The following is a 2,133-nucleotide window of genomic DNA, read 5'->3' as shown; positions in this document are numbered from 1 at the left end:
GGAGTGGTGGCACTTCACGTACAAGCCGGAGCCGTTCCCCGACAGGTACTTCGACTTCCCGGTGGCGGTGCGTTCGGTCGCGGGGCACCGCCGGCCTGCACGGCGCCGATCACGGTACCGGCCACCAGCACGGGAAAGACCAGGAAGACGAACGGCATTCCGGAGTCGGGGGAGGCCTCGCCGAAGGACTCGATGACGGTGAGGACGAATGCGAGCGGCAGCCCGATCGCACAGGCGGCTGCCTGTGCCACGCCCCACGCGGCCGGAGCGGTGCCCCCGGGCGGCACCATCAGCCCGCGAGCGGCGAGGACGTCGCCGACCTCCTGCACGGCGGGGCTGCGCATCGTGTTCAGCCGCACGGTGTGCAGCGCCCCGCTCGGCGCGTGGGAGAGCTGGGCGAACACTGCCCGCTCCACCGGGTCCTGCGCGACCGGCCGCAGCACGGACAGGACACCGGGACCGCCGACGGCGATCCGCCCGTCCGCGTGGAGGGCGGCGAGCGCGGTGTCGACGACCCTGGCCGGGCCGCCCGCCAGGAAGGCCGCCTCGTAGACGTCGTGCACATGGCCGGCGGCGCCGCGGGGGGCCGTGGGCCGGGCGGCGGACACCCGGACGATCAGCAGCACGGAGGAGATACCGACGGCGAGATGAACCACCAGAGCCAGGGCGCCCACGGCCGCTCACCTCCCCACAAGCGCCGCACGCGCGGCTCGTACGAGGCGGGTCGCCCGGCGGGGCGGCCGCGCGGCGGCCCGCTCCTGCCACCAGAGAGTCAGCCGGCGTCGGGCGTCGCCGTCCTCGAGGCGGCCGGCGGCCAGCAGATGCTCGGCGAACTCGAGCGCGTCGCGGCGGTATCCGGCGTGCAGGGGGCGGCTCTTGGCGTAGGCGAGGAACGCGGGCCGGTAGCCCGCGCCGAGGATCTCCGGCAGCTCGGGCGCCACCTTGCCCACGATGTCGGCCCGTTTCGCGGCGAGCGCCCGGCTTTGCGCGCGCAGCCGGCGCGCGTCGAACCCCTCGGGGGCGGGGGTCCCGGCGACGAGCGCGGACAACACGGCCGCCTGCGCCAGGCCGAGGCGCTCGCGGGCCCCGTCCGCGTGCGCCTTGGAGGCCGCCCTCTCGTCGGGGCTCCGGCCCGGACCCCGGGCCTCCATCGCCGACGGGGCTGGCGGTGCCGCCGACAACGTCGCGCGGATCGTCGCCAGTTCGCTCTCCAACTCCGCCGCAGGAGGAAAGTCGTCGTCCCTCTCCAGCAGGACTCCCGGCGGGCTCACCCGGGCCCGGAGGTCCGACAGCACGTCCAGGACGGGCTGCGTGACGGGGTGGGCGTGGGTGTCGTGCCAGATCCCGTCGCGCTCGACGCCGCCCGCGACGTGGACGTACGCGATCGCCTCGACCGGGAGCTCGTCCAGCGCCGCCGACGGGTCCTCCCCGCGGTTGACGTGGTTGGTGTGGAGGTTGGCCACATCGATCAGCAGCCGCACACCGGTCCGCTCGACGAGCTCCGCGAGGAACTGTCCCTCGGTGAGCTCCTCGTCCGGCCAGGAAATCATCGCCGCGATGTTCTCCAGCGCCAGCGGCACCGGCAGCGAGTCCTGCGCGATGCGCACGTTCTCGCACAGCACGGACAGCGCGTCCCAGGTGCGGGGGACCGGCAGCAGGTGGCCCGCCTCCAGCGCGGGGGAGGCCGTCAGCTCCCCTCCCGCCCGTACGAACGCGATGTGCTCCGTGACCAGCGGGGCGCCCAGGGCCTCCACCCGCTCGGCCAGGTCTGCCAGGCGCTGCTTCGACGGGCGGTCCGCGCCGCCGAGGCCGAGCGAGACGCCGTGCGGGACGACGCGGATGCCGCGCGAGCGCAGCCGGAGCAGCGCGGGAGGCAGATGGCCGGGGCAGATGTTCTCCGCGACGACCTCGACCCAGTCGAGCCCCGGCAGCCGCTCCACCGTGTCCGCGATCTCCGGCCGCCAGCCGATTCCGATGCCCAGTTCCATGGTCCCCCTCCTTCACGCCCCGCTGTGTGACGGTGCTGGGGTCATGGCCCCGGAACGGCGCGGTGAATCCGGAAGGGGGGACGTTCAGAGCTTGATCTTGTGGATGTTGTGGAACTTGGCCCCGTGCCCGTCCCGGTGCGCGGCG

1 protein-coding gene and 2 pseudogenes are annotated in these 2,133 nt (G+C 74.4%); 1 reads left to right on the top strand and 2 read right to left on the bottom strand.

The annotated features are described in order from the left end of the window. Positions 1-91, top strand: a pseudogene (locus ABZ070_RS37035) (D-alanyl-D-alanine dipeptidase); the annotation flags it as partial. A 58-nt stretch (positions 92-149) separates the two neighbouring features. Here ABZ070_RS37035 and ABZ070_RS37030 read toward each other — a convergent pair. Both ABZ070_RS37030 and ABZ070_RS37025 read right to left on the bottom strand, forming a co-directional pair. Continuing rightward, a pseudogene (locus ABZ070_RS37030) lies at positions 150-608 on the bottom strand (TIGR04222 domain-containing membrane protein); the annotation flags it as partial. A gap of 72 nt (positions 609-680) precedes the next feature. After that, a complete protein-coding gene (locus ABZ070_RS37025; RefSeq protein WP_356640568.1) occupies positions 681-1,988 on the bottom strand; it encodes a DUF692 domain-containing protein in 1,308 nt (435 codons plus the stop codon). Positions 1,989-2,133: the final 145 nt, after the last annotated feature.

The sequence above is a fragment of the Streptomyces sp. NPDC006283 genome (assembly GCF_040613325.1).
Lineage (GTDB): Bacteria > Actinomycetota > Actinomycetes > Streptomycetales > Streptomycetaceae > Streptomyces.
Note: the sequence above shows the minus strand (reverse complement) of the source record. Positions and strands in the feature narration are given on the sequence as shown.

Coding starts and splice junctions, on each gene's coding strand:
- ABZ070_RS37025 (WP_356640568.1), bottom strand. CDS start 1,988: ATGGAACTGGGCATCGGAATCGGCTGGCGGCCGGAGATCGCGGACACG.